Here is a 13,298-nt window from a genome sequence, read left to right as displayed (position 1 = left end):
TGAATGTTTCAGGCGTTTGACATTGCCCGCCCCCGATGGACGTCACACCGTGAGGTCGGAAGAGCGACGCTCGGGACTATTCACCATGTGTATAGACCGTGCGTATACACACTGTGTATAGTCGCCCGCATGTCCATCGGGAACACCCTGCTCGGCCTGCTCGAAGCCGGTCCGAAGCACGGTTACGACCTCAAACAGCTCTACGACAAGCAGTTCCGCCAAGACCGTCCACTGCACTACGGGCAGGTCTACTCGACGCTGAACCGGCTCCTGAAGAACGGCCTCGTGGAGGAGAACGGCGTCGAAGCGGGCGGCGGACCGGACCGGAAGCGGTACGCGATCACCGACGCCGGCGTCACCAACGTCGAGGAATGGCTGAAGAGCCCGGAAAACCCCTCCGTCTACCTGCAGAACACGCTCTACACCAAGGTCGTGCTCGCGCTCCTGTCCGGCCGCGGCGCCCAGGATCTGCTCGACGCGCAGCGGAGCTCCCATCTGCGCGCCATGCGCGAGCTCACCGCCCGCAAAACCGACGGCGACCTCGCCGACCAGCTGATCTGCGACCACGCACTGTTCCACCTGGAGGCGGATCTGCGGTGGCTGGAGCTCACCGCCGCCCGCCTCGACGACCTCGCGCGCCAGCTGACGCGCTGATCTGGGGACCACACAGTGGAAACACCGTTGTTACACGGGCTGGGCCTGCACAAGGCCTTCGGTCCGAATCAGGCGCTGGCCGGGGCCGGGCTGACGCTCGAACCCGGCGAGATCGTCGCGGTCATGGGGCCATCGGGGTCCGGGAAGTCGACGCTGCTGCACTGCCTGTCCGGGATCGTCCGGCCCGATGGAGGCCAGGTCCTCTTCCGCGGGCGTGATCTCGCGAGCATGTCCGACGCCGAACGCAGTGCCTTGCGGCGCACCGAATTCGGTTTCGTCTTCCAGTTCGGGCAGCTCGTGCCGGAGCTGACCTGCCTGGAGAACGTCGCGCTGCCGCTGCGGCTGAGCGGGATGAGGCGCCGCCCCGCCGAGCGGACCGCGCGCGGCTGGCTCGACCGGCTGACGGTCGGCGAAGTCGGCGACAGCACGCCCGGCCAGGTTTCCGGCGGGCAGAGCCAGCGGGTCGCGATGGCCAGGGCACTGGTCACCGAACCGTCGGTGATCTTCGCCGACGAACCGACCGGCGCGCTGGACACGCTCAGCGGAGAACTGGTCATGCGCCTGCTGTCCGAGGCGGCGAAACAAACCGACGCCGCCGTCGTCCTGGTCACCCACGAACCGCGGGTGGCCGCCTACTCCGACCGGGAGGTCATCGTGCGCGACGGCCGGACACGGGAACCGGTGGTGACCCGATGACCGGGCGCGAAGACCTGATGCTCGGGTTCCGGCTGGCCGTCGGGGGCGGCCGGGGCTCGATCGTCAGACTCGTCCTGAGCACCGTCGGCATCGGGCTCGCGGTGGCGATCCTGCTGCTCGGCGCCTCGGCGGGCACCATCAAGGAGAACCGCGACCACCGGACGTTCGCCGCTTCCGTGCGGAGCGAACCGATCCCGGGCGTCGACCCGCTGAAGTACGCGGCGACGACGACCGACTTCCGCGGCGAGGCGATCTCACTCGTCCACCTGCGGCCGACCGGCCCGAATTCGCCGATCCCGCCGGGGGTGGACCGGCTGCCCGCACCGGGCGAGGTCTTCCTTTCGCCGAAGCTGGCCGAGCTCGTCGCGGCCGACACCACCGGCTTGCTGCGGCCCCGTCTGCCCGGGAAGCCCGCCGGGCTCATCGCCGGGGAGACCACGCTCAATCCGAACGACCTGGTCGCCTACGTCGGCACGGACGCGATGCGGGACGCACGCACGGTCTACGGCTTCGGCGCCGAACCCGGCTATCACGCCCTGATCGATAACGGGATCCTGATCCTCCTGCTGCTCGGGCTCTTCGTCCTCCTCACGCCGGTGTTCATCTTCGTCGGGACGGTCTCCCGGCTCGGCGGCGCGGCCAGGGACCGGCGGCTCGCCGCGTTGCGGCTGGCGGGCTCGTCCCTCGCGCAGCTACGCCGGATCACCGCCGCGGAATCCCTCGTGGGCGCCGCGGCCGGGCTGGTCGTCGGTACCGCGCTGTTCCTGCTCTTCCGCGGCACGGCGGCGGATTTCCAGGTGTTCCGGTTCGGGTTGTACCCGGACGACCTGACGCCGTCGTGGCCGTTGGTGGTGCTGATCGTGCTCGCGGTCCCGGCCCTGACCGTGGCGACGGCTTGGGCGTCCCAACGGCACCTGGTCGTCGAACCGCTCGGCGTCGTCCGCGAGACCGCGCCGCCGAAGCGCCGGTTGTGGTGGCGGCTGCTCCCGGTCGTCCTCGGAATCCTGGTGATCGCTCCGGATCTCGGTGTCGCGAGCGAACTCGGCCGCTGGGCGCTGATCGGTGGCGCGGCACTGCTGATGGTCGGGATTCCCGCGCTGCTGCCGTGGCTGCTGGAACGCGCCGTTTCCCGGATCAAGGGCGGGCCGCCGTCGTTCCAGCTCGCGATCCGCCGTCTGCAGAGCGACAGCGGGACCCCGTCACGGGTGGTCGCGGGGCTCTGCGTGGTCCTCGCCGGGGCGATCGCGCTGCAGAGCCTCCTGGCGGGACAGGCCGCGATGGAGGCCGTTCGCCAAGACGGCACGGGAGGCCGGATCACCGTTTACGCGGACGGTTCCGTGGCCGATCGGGCGATCGCCGCGGTCCGCGCGGTCCCCGGCGCCGCCGATCTCCAGGCGCTGCGTTCGCTGTTCGTCGACGGGAAGCGCCAGGACGGGGCGCTCGTGCCGATCGCCGTCGCCGACTGCGCCACGATCGAGGCGACGACCACCGCGACCGGTTGCCGCGACGGCGACGTGTTCGCCGATCCCTCCTCTCTCCACATAGGACAGTCGACGAAGATCACGGACAACGACAAACGGGAGCAGCCGTGGACCGTTCCGGTCACCCCGCGGCCGTTCGAGGTGAAGCCATCGAGCGTCACCGAGACCCTGGCGCCGCGAGTGCTCGCGACGCCCGCGGCGGTGGCGGGTGTCGACCTGGCCGCGGCCTTGGTCACGGCGACCGTGCGCGGGACGACCGGGAATCCGGATTTCGTCGAGCTGGTGCGGAACTCGGTGGCGCCGTACAGCGGGCAGGTCACCGTGGCGGCCTTCAACGGGGAGCGGGCCTCCACCGAGGCCCGGATGTTCGACGACGCGCGGGACATCCTGCTCGGCGGCGCGCTGTTCGTCCTGCTGCTGGCCGGCGTGAGCCTGCTGGTGCTCGCCCAGGAACAGGTCCGTGAACGGCGGCGGGCCCTCGGCGCGCTGTCCGCCACCGGTGTCCCGGTGCGGGTGATCGTGCGATCCCTCATGTGGCAGAACGGGATTCCGCTGCTGCTGGGAATCGTGCTCGCGACGGCGACCGGGATCGCCGTCGCCGCGCTGGGCAAGCGGCTGTTCTGGGACGGGCTGTACGTCGACTGGTCCGCGGTCGCACTGCTCGCCGCGGCGGCCGTCGTGATGGTGCTGCTGGTGACGGCGTCGACGGTGCCGTCCGTGCGCTCGGCGGCGAAGACGGAGAACCTGCGCACCGAGTGACCTACAGCACGGCGCTCACGTCCCGGGCGGCGGCACGAAGTCCGTCGTGCGCCGCCCGGGTCGACCGCGGGTCGAGGGCGTTGGCCGCCAGGCGGAAGAGGACCGCCCGCAGGAGAAGCTGCGGCCATTCGGGGAGATGCGCCCAGCGTTCGAGGAGATCGATGGTGGCGCCGCCCCAGGCCAGCGCGTCGACCGCGACGATCGCCGCGCCCCATTCACCCGGCCGGTAGTACGGCACGAAATCGACGATGCCGGGCGCCGCGTCGCCGTCGAAGAGCACGCCGGCGAGAAGCTCCCCGTGGACGACCTGGTCGGGCAGTTTGACCGGTCTTCGGGACCCCGCCAGTACCTCGAACCAGCGGCCGCCCTTGTTCTCGTCGAGGGGCATGTCCGCCTCGCCCCAGGCGAGTTTGTCGGCCAGCGCTTCGAGATCGGTGCGCCGCCCCAGGAAGTCCGGCCGGGGCAGACCGGCCGTCGCGCGATGCAGTTTGACCGCCGCGTGCACGACCTCGTCGTACCGGTGCTCGGCCGTGCCGGACACGAACCGGTTCGCCGACCAGCCGCCGACCACCCACCGGCCGTCACTGGACCGGACCGGTTTCGCGACCCGCAGGCCCGGCTCGTCGACGGCTTCCAGCGCCCGTGCCGTCCACAGGGTCCGGGACTTGTCCACGACCGGCTTGAGCACGAGATCGTTGTAGCGCCAGGAATCGGTGCCGGGCATCGGTTCCGCGTCACCGGTACGTCCGCCGAACGCCGCACAGACGTGTTCGGGAGGGCTCTGAAGGGTGGCACGCACGGCTCGGCACGTTACCCCGTCTTCCGCGCCACGAACGAGAAGACGCGCTGGTCTTGAGTAGCGATACTCATGACACGATCGCTTCTGACCTGCCATTCTTCGACCGTGCTCCCCCGAACGGCGCAGCGCCGCCTCACCGACGGGCAACTCACCGCCCTCGCACTCGGTTCACTGTGGCTGCTCGGCACGCTGGGCGCTGTCACCATGGGCCTGTTGCTCCTGCTCGCCGCGTTCCTGCACGTCCCGTGGATCGCGCTGCCGGTTCCGCTCGCGTCGATCGGGATGGTCTACGTCGTCGGTTTCGCGGCGCCAGAGGCTTTCCCGGCCGTCGCGAAGCCTTGGCCGCGGCTCGCGTGGGCTTTCGTGGCGGGGATCTCCGGCGTTTTCGGCGCGATCTTCGTGCTGGAGGTGGCGGAGGCGTTCGATCCCTGGTTCGCGGTGCCGTTCTTCGGGGTGCCGGTGCTGCTCGTCGCGGGTCTGTTCGCGCGGGGACCGGGCGTCCGGCTGGGCGCGGGAGTCCTTCTGATCGCGGTGGTCGCGGGCGGGATCGCCGTCCCCGCATCGCTGCCTTCGGACACCGCCGCCCGGCGGCTCGCCGCGACCGGGGTCCCGCACGACCGCACCCTCGCGGCGGATCTCGGCCCGCATCGGCTCCCGACCAAAACGACCGAAGACTCCGGGTCGCTGATCGTCGAGTACGCGCCCCAGCTGTGGATATCGCCCGTCTGGACCTTCGCGACCGACGTCGTCGAGAGCTGCGAGACAGCGGTGAAGACCGCTTGGCGCCTCGAAACCGCGACGTGCACCCAGGTCGGCGACGGCGAGTTCGTGCGACGTGACACCGAGCGGATCGAGTTCGTGCAGCGCCGCGGCGCGCTGTCGGTGCACGTCGCGGGCAACCACAACTGGAAACCCGAGGAACTGCGGGAACTGGCCGGGAAGACCCATCCGCTGACCGACGCCGAGATCATCGCCGCCGTGCCGAAGTCGCGGGGCGGGAACCGGACCGATGTCCTGGCGGGGTTCACTGCCTTCGTGCGGGCGATCTTCACCGGCCGCTCGATCGGCTACTGACGCTCGGACACCAAATGACAGGAAAATGTCCGCTTGATGCATATATGCACGGTTTTCAGTCGGGGTCGTGAGTGGCAAAGACGGTTAGAACGATCATTACCACTCACGACCCGGCCGAAAACGCCCAAATCAGGCCCAATCCCTGGGCGCTTGACCACCGGGATAGACGCCATCGCCGAGGCCCAATGTCCGTGAAGGCCTCCTTCACTACCTTCAGGGTAGGCAAGGAGGCCTTCACGGCACCGCCAAGACCAAAGAGAGCAAGGGACCTTTGCTACCACTTTGGGCACCCAAGGCTCCGCGCGCAAAACGTCAGTAGGTCGGCAGGCTCTGGTCGATCTGCCGCGCCCAGGCCAGCACGCCGCCACCGAGGTGGGTCGCGTCCTTGAACCCGGCCTTGTGCAGCGCCGCGAGCGCCTCCGCCGAACGCGCGCCCGACTTGCAGTGCAGCACGATCGGCTTGTCCTGCGGCAGTTCCGACAGCGCCTCGCCCGAAAGGATCTTGTCCTTCGGGATCAGCGTCGCGCCCTTGATGTTCACGATCTCGTACTCGTGCGGCTCGCGGACGTCGATGAGGGCGAAGTTGTCGCCGTTGTCGAACTTGGCCTTGAGTTCCGCCGGAGTGATCGTGCTTCCCGAAGCGGCCGAAGCGGCTTCGTCGGACACGACGCCACAGAACGCTTCGTAGTCGATGAGCTCGGTGATCTTCGGGGTCTCCGGATCCTTGCGGATCTTGACCTCGCGGTACTTCATCTCGAGCGCGTCGTAGCTGACGAGCCTGCCCAGCAGCGGCTCGCCGATACCGGTGATCAGCTTGATCGCCTCGTTGACCATGATCGAGCCGATCGACGCGCACAGCACGCCCAGCACGCCACCCTCGGCGCACGACGGCACCATGCCGGGCGGCGGCGGCTCGGGGTAGAGGTCGCGGTAGTTGAGGCCCTTGCCGTTCGGCGCGTCCTCCCAGAACACGCTCGCCTGGCCCTCGAACCGGTAGATCGAGCCCCACACGTAGGGCTTGCCGGTGAGCACGGCGGCGTCGTTCACCAGGTACCGCGTCGCGAAGTTGTCGGTGCCGTCGAGGATCAGGTCGTACTGCTCGAACAGTTCGAGCGCGTTCGACGACTCGAGCCGGTCGGTGTGCAGGTGCACCTTCACGAACGGATTGATCTCGGCGATCGTCTCCTGCGCCGACGCGGCTTTGAGCTTGCCGATGTCGGACTGTCCGTGGATGACCTGGCGGTGCAGATTCGATTCGTCGACCTCGTCGAAGTCGACGATGCCGAGCGTGCCGACCCCGGCCGCGGCCAGGTACAGCAGCGCCGGGCTGCCGAGGCCACCGGCACCGATGACCAGCACCTTGGCGTTCTTCAGCCGCTTCTGCCCGGTCACCCCGACGTCCGGGATGATCAGGTGACGGCTGTACCGGGCCACCTCTTCCTTGGTGAGCTCGGCGGCCGGCTCGACGAGCGGCGGCAGCGTGCCTGACATCGGGTCCTCCATCTCGCGTGGATCGCGGGTCGCATCCCAGTATCTACAACACCGACAGGCGGAAACGACTTCCCCTGTTTCATATCCTGGGATGTTCCAGCAGGTGAGACGGCGTGGACTAGGGTGTCTGATTCGGCCAGGAGCCCGGCTTGCAGACCTTGCCGTCCGCGAGCACCTTGCCGCGGTCGCCGCCGGGGAGATTGTTCAGCTGCGCCACGAAGTCGTTCGAGACGCCGAAGGTCTGCTGCATCATGACGGGCGCGACGGCGCCGTTCTCCGGGCAGCCCACGTGCTTTCCGCCCAGCGCGTGCCCGACCTCGTGGTTGATGGCGTACTGGCGGTACCCGGTCATGTCGCTCTCGAAGGCCAGCGCCCCTCGCACCCAGCGGGCGAGGTTGATCACCACGCGCTTGTCGAAACTCGAGCGGTAGCAGGACGTCTCATAGGTGATCTGGAACATGCAGACGTCCGCGCGATGCGTGGTGTTCGGTGTGGTGAGACTCACCCGGAAGCTCGGATTCGGGAAGCTCGCGTCGACGCGCTGGAGCGCCTTCTTGCCGTCCCACGTCCAGCTCTTGGGATTCGACAGGGTGCCTTCCACCATCGCGGCGAAGCTGTCGTCACCGCCGTAGCTGGCCTGATCGATGCCGTCCTCGACCTCGATGGTGTACGTGTACAGCTGGCCCGTCCCGACCTTGTCGCCCTTGCCCGGCACCACGTGATAGGTGCCCTTGCCGGACTCGGTGAAGGGGCCGCCCTTGGGCAGGTCCGCGGTCGGGATCTTGAGGTCGACCGGTTTGGCCGGGTTCTCCGGGAGGACATCGCCGCCTCCGTCGACCCCCGCGCCCGGCTCTCCGCCGTTGCCGGCGGATCCATCGGCCGCGGCCTGGGTCGTGCCGTCGGAGGCGATCGGTTCGGCCGGGCCGGTGGCGGTGTTGAACACGACCAGCGCGGTGATCACCACGAGGATCGGCAGTGCGTACACGCGCCAGCCGTAGGTCTTGGCGAACTGGCCGATGCCGCCCTTGCGTTTGGCGGCCTTGGCCTTGGCGGCGCCGGTCTCGTGCGGCTTCCAGGACGCGCTGAGCGGCTGGGCGCTGGTCCGGCGGCCGCCGGGACGGTAACGGTCCTCGTCGAGCCGCTGCGACGGCGGCGGCGTCGGCCGGTACTGGCCTGTGCGCGGCACGTCGGAGGACCGGGGCTGGGCGCGCGGCGGACGGCGGGCGGATGCGGAGTACTGAGACCGCCGACCCTCGCCCTGCGCGCCTTGCTTTACCCGATCCACGCGCACCAGGGTGCCATAACCGAACTGTGATGTTGTGAGCGACCGGCGCTTCGCCCGGCGTGTCCTACCCACCCGAATGGGCTACCAAGTGCCCGATTCGACCGATTCCCACATCCCCAAAACGGCCTTCGCTACGACATTCGGGCGTTCCATCTGCGCCACGTGGCCGGTTCGGGGCAGAACGAGCAACCGCGCGTGCGGAAGTAGCCGAGCGGTGCGCTCGGCGCGCCGGACGGAGATCACCCGGTCGTGCTGCCCCCACACGACGAGCGTCGGCGCGTCGACGGTCGGCGCGACCGCCCACAGCGACGCGGGACCGCGCGCGGACCACGTCCGGAAGATGCCGAACGTGCTGCGCGCCAGCGCGGGGGCGGCCCAGGCGAACCCGGCGCGGGCACTGTGTTCCTCTTCGAGCTCGTCCAGCCGGCTCTGCGCGAAGCGGCCCGGGTCGGCGAAGCACAGCTTGATGACCTGCATGGCTCGTTCGCGCGGGCCGAGCGCGGCGAGTCGACGGCGCACGGCAGGGCCGATCAGCGGCAGGTATGCGAACGCCATCCGCGGGTCGGACAGCCGCTTCATGCTGGGCCGGAGGTCCGGCATGGCGGGCGAGATCAGCGTCAGCGTCTTCACCAGCTCCGGGCGGCGGGCCGCGACGAGCAGCGCGACTGCGCCGCCCATCGAGTTGCCGAACAGGTGCACCGGCCCCGCTTCGAGACTCTCGATGTGGCTCGCCACGACCTCGGCATGCGCGTCGAGGCTGAAGTCGAAGTCGTCGGGCGGCTCCGAATAGCCGAAACCCGGCAAATCGACCGACGTGCCCGAGGCTTGGGGCGCCAAGAGGGCGGCGAGGTCGGTCCAGTTAGTGGACGATCCCCCGAGACCGTGGACGTAGACGGCCGTCTCGGGACCGCCCGGAGTCCGGCGGATGTGCAATTTCACCCCGCCGACACCTATTGTTTCCCCGGGCCAAGGGGGCGGCGCCGGGTCCAGCGACGGCAATGACCTGCGCGAGAGCGGCACATGGGTCAGCGGAGAGCGGCCCCCGGCGGCACGGGAAACTGAAGAAGACACAGCATCAAGGATGCCCGACCCTTGGCGGTCCGGCCGTACCGGCGAGTAATCTCGAGCTCACTTCACGCGGCGGTGACCCCGCCCCGCGGAGCCCGCGGCTACTGGAGGAACGATGACAGAAATGGCGCGACTGCAGGCCCGAGGCGTCCGCCTGCCCAGAACGGAACGCCGCGCCCAGCTGCTGGCCGCCGCGCAGCGGGTGTTCGCCGCGAACGGATACCACGCCGCCGCGATGGACGAGATCGCCGAAGAGGCCGGAGTCAGCAAGCCGGTCCTCTATCAGCACTTCCCCGGCAAGCTCGACCTCTACATCGCGCTGCTGGAGAGCCACGTCGACGAACTGGTGCGGCGGGTCAAGGACGCGCTCGACTCCACGTCGGACAACAAGCAGCGCGTGCCGGCGACCGTCGGCGCGTTCTTCGACTTCGTGAACAACGACGCCGGCGCCTTCCGCATGGTCTTCGAGTCCGACCTGCGCGGCGAGCCCGCCGTCCAGGAGGCGGTGGACCGGGCGACGTCGGCCAGCGTCGACGCGATCACCGAGACCATCACCGCCGACGCGGGCCTCGACGAGGACAAGGCCCGGCTGCTCGCCGTCGGCCTCGTGGGCCTCTCGCAGGTCAGCGCGCGCTTCTGGCTGGCGCACCACAAGTCGATGAGCCGCGAAGAGGCCGTCGCGCTCACCGCCAACCTCGCCTGGCGAGGCATCGGCGGTGGCTTCCCGCTCCAGCACTGACCCCCGCGTTTCGTCCTCTGAATGCGGTCCTTGCACGCGCAACGATCGCATTCAGAGGACGAATTGCGTCAGGTCACTGGGGCAGGAGCTTCTTCAGGCGGTCGGCGGCGGCCTGGGCGTCGGCGACGACCTTCGCGGTGTCGATACCGACAACGCGGCCTTCGCGCTTGAGGGCGCGCCCGTCGACGAACACCCATGCGACGTTCGCGGGCTGGGTGTTGAAGACCAGCTGATTCACCCAGTCCACCTTCGGCGCGAAGTTGACCGCCTGGGCGTCGACCAATTGGAGGTCCGCCCGCTTCCCCGGTGTCAGCGACCCGATCTCCTTGTCCATCCCGAGCGCCTCCGCGCCGCCGAGGGTCGCCATGCGCAAGACGTCCGTCGTGGTCGGGTAGACCGCCGGATCCGTCGTGGTCGCCCGCTGGAGACCGACGGCCGCGCGCATCACGTTGAACATGTCGCTCGTGTCGTTGGTGCCGCCGTCGAGGCCGAGCCCGACCTTCATGTTCCGCTTCTTCATCTCCGGCAACCGGATGACGCCCGACGCGAGCCGCATGTTCGACAGCGGGTTGTGCGCCACGCCGACCCCGGCGGCCGCGAGTTCGTCGAGATCGGCGTCGGTGGTCTGGATGACGTGGTTCGCCACCAGCCCGGGGTGCAACGCGTTCGCGCGCCGGAGCGCGTCCATCTGCCCCGCGGTCAGATCGGCCTTCGATTCGAGCAGGTGCACGTTCAGCGGGACGCCGAGTTCGCGCGCGAGCTTCTCTGAGGCTTCGACGCTCGGGAAGTTCCCCGTGGACGGATGCGTGCCGATCTGCAGGCGTGCCAACGGGTTCAGATCGATGACCTCGCGCTTCACGCGGCGGATCTCGTTCTGCAGCGCGGGATCGGTGGTGCCGTTGTAGGAGTAGAGGAACCGCAGTTTCGACTCGCCGAGCGCGCGGAGACCGCCCTTGGCGAAGTCGGTGTTGAACGCGTGCGACCAGTCGGTGACCGTGGTGATCCCGGTCGAGACGACGTCGGCCGCGGCGAGTTTCGTGCCCGCGTACGCGTCCGCGTCGGTCACGGGAGCGCGGTACAGCGGGATGACACATTTGCCGAGCCAGCCGATGAGTTCCTTGTCGGCCGCGCAGCCGCGGATGAGCGACTGCCACAGGTGGTTGTGCAGGTCGACGAAGCCGGGCAGCACGATCTTGCCCCGGCCGTCGACGACTCTCGCGGTGCCGGCGTCGAGGTCCTTGCCGACCTGCTTGATCTTGGTGCCTTCCAGTACGACGTCGGCGTCGGCGAGGGCGCCGAGCGGTCCTTCGCCGAGGCCGGGATCCATCGTGAGCACCATCGAAGCGTCACGGATGACGACCCGGCCGGCGCCGGTGAATTCCGCGTCGCCGGCTTCGGTGGTCTCGCCACCCAGATCGGTGAGCAGAGCCGCTCCGAGGACCACGGCGATGGTGAGGCTGAAAACGGACAGGATCGATCTGTTTCGTTTCATCGTTCCAACTCCCCAGTCGAAAAGATCACGCTAGCTCACCTGACGCGGACGCCCCGCAGAATTACCGCGACGGGATGCTCCAGCCGTGCCACGTCTTCACGAGGATCCTCCGCGTAGACGACGGCGTCGGCGGGCGCGCCCGGGACCAGCCCGGGCAATCCCAGGTATTCGCGCGCGGCCCACGAACCCGCGGCGAGGGCGTCGTGCGGTCGCAGCCCCGCTTCCGCGAGGGCGCGGATCTCGACGCCGACGCGGCCATGCGGCCGGGAGTCGGTCCCGGCGAGGATCTTCACCCCGGCTTCGGCCGCCGCCACGATCAACCCCGGATGCGCCTCCGCCCCGCCGACGAACCACCGTTTCCGCGGGGTGTCCTCACGGTTCCGCGCCCGCCCGAGCGCCGCCTGGAACACCGAGAGCGTCGGGGTGAGCGCGGTCCCGCGGGCCGCCATGTCCGGCAGGTACCCGGGATCGAGCCACATCCCGTGTTCGACGGAGTCGACTCCCGCGGCCACCACCGCTTCACCGCCGGCGGCGTGCTGCGAGTGCACGGCGAGACGCCCGCCCACCGCGTGCACCGCCTCGACGACGGCGGTCATGACGTCGGACGGCACGGCTTCGTCCCCGACCCGCCAATCGGCGATGATCTTGGCCCAGCCGGTGCGTTTCGCCTGCGCCGCGGCCAATCCGGGGAGCTCCGCGTGCGTGGCGCGGCGGCCCCAGCCGTCGAAGAACTGGCCGTGCTGCGCGATCCACGGCCCGGCGTGCACCGCGCGGGGCAAGCCGGGTTCGGCGCCGAACCACTCGGGCGGCTCACCGGGCAGCCCCGGCGAACGGATCATCGTGACCCCGGCGTCGACGTGCCGGTGCAGATCGGCGCGCAGGATCTCCTCGTCCATCGGGTCGCCGGGCTCCTCGGCTCCGGGATGGGTGTGAGCGTCGACGAGGCCCGGCAAGAGCCAGCCCTCGGCGACCAGATCCACCCCCGGAACCGGATCGGTGGTCCATCGGTCACCGTCGGCGTAGAGATCGACGTACTCGCCGTCGGGAAGCGCACGGCCTCGGATTCTGACGATCACAATGCCCCTCGCTCTCGTGTCGAGCAATCCAGCGACATCGCGACGAGCCGGGTTTCGGCTATGAATCAAAGCGACCGCGTTGCCGATCCGCGAGGAGTCACCATGCCGCATATCGCGCTCGACGAGAACCTTCCCGGCATCACCGCCTTGTTCGCCTACCGGCCGGAGACGGCGGCGCCGCTCGGGCAGCTCGCCGAGGTCCTGCTTCGCGGCCCGAGCAGCCTCAGCGTGGGCGAACGCGAACTGATCGGCGCCGTCGTCTCGCGCGGCAACGACTGCACGTTCTGTTCACGCAGTCATGCCGCCGTCGCCGCCGAAGCGCTCGAAGGCGGCATGCCGGTCGTAGAGGCGGCGTGGAAGGACGTCGACGACGCCCCCGTGTCGGCGAAGCTGAAGGCACTCCTGCATGTCGCGCTCGCCGTTCGCGAAAGCGGGAAGTCGGTGGGCGAAGACCTGATCGAGACCGCCCGCGCGGAGGGCGCGACGGACGTCGAAATCCACGACACGGTCCTGATCGCGGCCGCGTTCTGCATGTTCAACCGCTATGTCGACGGGCTGGCCACGCTCGCCGTCGACGACCAGGACGCCTACCAGGAGGCGGGGGTCCGGCTCCTGGCGAACGGCTACACCTCCCTCTGAAGGGAGCAAGGGACCTTTGCTACCACCCGCGCCGGCCACCCGTCG

At 69.3% G+C, this 13,298-nt stretch carries 12 protein-coding genes; 6 read left to right on the top strand and 6 right to left on the bottom strand.

The annotated features are described in order from the left end of the window. Positions 1 to 129 precede the first annotated feature (129 nt). The 3 genes from DMC64_RS06450 to DMC64_RS06440 are packed head-to-tail and all read left to right on the top strand — an operon-like array spanning position 130 to position 3,590. Positions 130 to 654: a PadR family transcriptional regulator gene (locus tag DMC64_RS06450; protein WP_016331506.1), complete on the top strand. Its 525-nt coding sequence runs from the start codon at positions 130 to 132 to the stop codon at positions 652 to 654. Between the two features lie 15 nt (positions 655 to 669). Continuing rightward, complete coding sequence (locus DMC64_RS06445) at positions 670 to 1,350, top strand: ABC transporter ATP-binding protein (RefSeq protein WP_125732603.1); 681 nt, start codon at positions 670 to 672, stop codon at positions 1,348 to 1,350. Further along, positions 1,347 to 3,590 (top strand): FtsX-like permease family protein, encoded by a 2,244-nt coding sequence (locus DMC64_RS06440; protein ID WP_125732601.1) that lies wholly within the window; start codon positions 1,347 to 1,349, stop codon positions 3,588 to 3,590. Before DMC64_RS06445 ends, DMC64_RS06440 begins: the two co-directional genes overlap by 4 nt. Position 3,591: 1 nt before the next feature. On the opposite strand, the gene DMC64_RS06435 is transcribed toward DMC64_RS06440, so the two are convergent. Continuing rightward, positions 3,592 to 4,389, bottom strand: coding sequence for a TIGR02569 family protein (locus tag DMC64_RS06435; RefSeq protein WP_125732599.1), 798 nt, complete (start codon positions 4,387 to 4,389; stop codon positions 3,592 to 3,594). A 105-nt stretch (positions 4,390 to 4,494) separates the two neighbouring features. On the opposite strand from DMC64_RS06435, the gene DMC64_RS06430 reads away from it, so the two are divergent. Next, on the top strand, positions 4,495 to 5,463 hold the full coding sequence (locus DMC64_RS06430) for a hypothetical protein (RefSeq protein ID WP_233629576.1): 969 nt from the start codon (positions 4,495 to 4,497) through the stop codon (positions 5,461 to 5,463). Positions 5,464 to 5,775: 312 nt separating this feature from the next. Here DMC64_RS06430 and moeZ read toward each other — a convergent pair whose 3' ends face one another. From moeZ to DMC64_RS06415, 3 genes are all read right to left on the bottom strand, one after another. Next, positions 5,776 to 6,954 (bottom strand): adenylyltransferase/sulfurtransferase MoeZ, encoded by a 1,179-nt coding sequence (moeZ, locus tag DMC64_RS06425; RefSeq protein ID WP_016331501.1) that lies wholly within the window; start codon positions 6,952 to 6,954, stop codon positions 5,776 to 5,778. A gap of 118 nt (positions 6,955 to 7,072) precedes the next feature. Next, on the bottom strand, positions 7,073 to 8,239 hold the full coding sequence (locus DMC64_RS06420) for a DUF3152 domain-containing protein (protein ID WP_125732596.1): 1,167 nt from the start codon (positions 8,237 to 8,239) through the stop codon (positions 7,073 to 7,075). 81 nt (positions 8,240 to 8,320) lie between these two features. Further along, the gene (locus DMC64_RS06415; protein ID WP_199754901.1) at positions 8,321 to 9,178 is read right to left on the bottom strand and encodes an alpha/beta fold hydrolase; all 858 of its coding nucleotides are present in this window, start codon (positions 9,176 to 9,178) and stop codon (positions 8,321 to 8,323) included. A gap of 244 nt (positions 9,179 to 9,422) precedes the next feature. On the opposite strand from DMC64_RS06415, the gene DMC64_RS06410 reads away from it, so the two are divergent. Next, entirely contained in the window at positions 9,423 to 10,046 is a 624-nt protein-coding gene (locus DMC64_RS06410; protein WP_037332079.1) for a TetR/AcrR family transcriptional regulator, read from the top strand. Positions 10,047 to 10,119: 73 nt separating this feature from the next. Here DMC64_RS06410 and DMC64_RS06405 read toward each other — a convergent pair whose 3' ends face one another. Together DMC64_RS06405 and DMC64_RS06400 are read right to left on the bottom strand one after the other, a co-directional pair. After that, the gene (locus tag DMC64_RS06405; protein ID WP_125732594.1) at positions 10,120 to 11,538 is read right to left on the bottom strand and encodes an amidohydrolase family protein; all 1,419 of its coding nucleotides are present in this window, start codon (positions 11,536 to 11,538) and stop codon (positions 10,120 to 10,122) included. Positions 11,539 to 11,573: 35 nt separating this feature from the next. After that, the gene (locus DMC64_RS06400) at positions 11,574 to 12,614 is read right to left on the bottom strand and encodes an amidohydrolase family protein (RefSeq protein WP_125732593.1); all 1,041 of its coding nucleotides are present in this window, start codon (positions 12,612 to 12,614) and stop codon (positions 11,574 to 11,576) included. 102 nt (positions 12,615 to 12,716) lie between these two features. Between DMC64_RS06400 and DMC64_RS06395 the strand changes: the two genes are divergently transcribed. Continuing rightward, on the top strand, positions 12,717 to 13,253 hold the full coding sequence (locus DMC64_RS06395; RefSeq protein ID WP_037332083.1) for a carboxymuconolactone decarboxylase family protein: 537 nt from the start codon (positions 12,717 to 12,719) through the stop codon (positions 13,251 to 13,253). The last annotated feature ends 45 nt before the right edge of the window (positions 13,254 to 13,298 follow it).

The organism is Amycolatopsis sp. WAC 04197, assembly GCF_003947475.1.
Taxonomy (GTDB): domain Bacteria; phylum Actinomycetota; class Actinomycetes; order Mycobacteriales; family Pseudonocardiaceae; genus Amycolatopsis; species Amycolatopsis japonica.
The sequence above is the reverse complement of the archived record's forward strand: the minus strand, read 5'-3'. Positions and strand labels throughout refer to the sequence as shown.